This window comes from Pseudomonas sp. SMV7 (assembly GCF_052041995.1).
Taxonomy (GTDB): domain Bacteria; phylum Pseudomonadota; class Gammaproteobacteria; order Pseudomonadales; family Pseudomonadaceae; genus Aquipseudomonas.
The window spans coordinates 1-533 of record NZ_JBKGGT010000057.1 but is presented as its reverse complement, the minus strand read 5'-3'; the positions used below and the strand labels follow the sequence as shown (position 1 = coordinate 533).

Here is a 533-nt window from a genome sequence, read left to right as displayed (position 1 = left end):
GGTGTAGTGCAGCACCAGCTTGCCGCCCTCGATCGCCTTCAGGTGCTTGCCATCGACCGTCGTGCTCGGCCATGAACGGATACGGCAGGATGGTCACTTCCACCCTGCCTGGCGCGCTCAAATCGGCTGGCCCTAGCTATCGACTACACGGCTGATGACCGGCGCACCTGAACGCACTTCAAAGCCATGCCCCCCCGACTCCGGCTTGCTGCCGTACAAGGCAACAGCCTTGACCAAGTGCTGGCCGACCGCCAGGCCAGATACCACAGCGCGCCAATAGCCGCCGCCGTCAACCGGTGCCACGACCTTGGACGTGGTACCGTCGAACAGCTCAACCCACTGCCCGATCCTCGCCTTGCCGAAGACCGTCACCCTGGAGTCGAACGTGAAGCCGTTGTTCGCTACTTCACCCAGACTGTCCTGCACACTGACGATACTCGGCGCCACTTGCACATCGTATTCGACAGTACCCGAGCGCTTCTCAGGCGGGTTGCCGCCTGGCAGCACGACATACATTACCCCTATGCTGTCAT

General features: G+C 61.9%; 1 protein-coding gene. It reads right to left on the bottom strand.

The genetic code is table 11. The features are described 5' to 3' along the window. Positions 1-132: 132 nt before the first annotated feature. Positions 133-533 (bottom strand): hypothetical protein (locus tag ACLEJP_RS25505; RefSeq protein WP_440810908.1); only part of this gene is annotated, 401 nt, incomplete at its 5' end.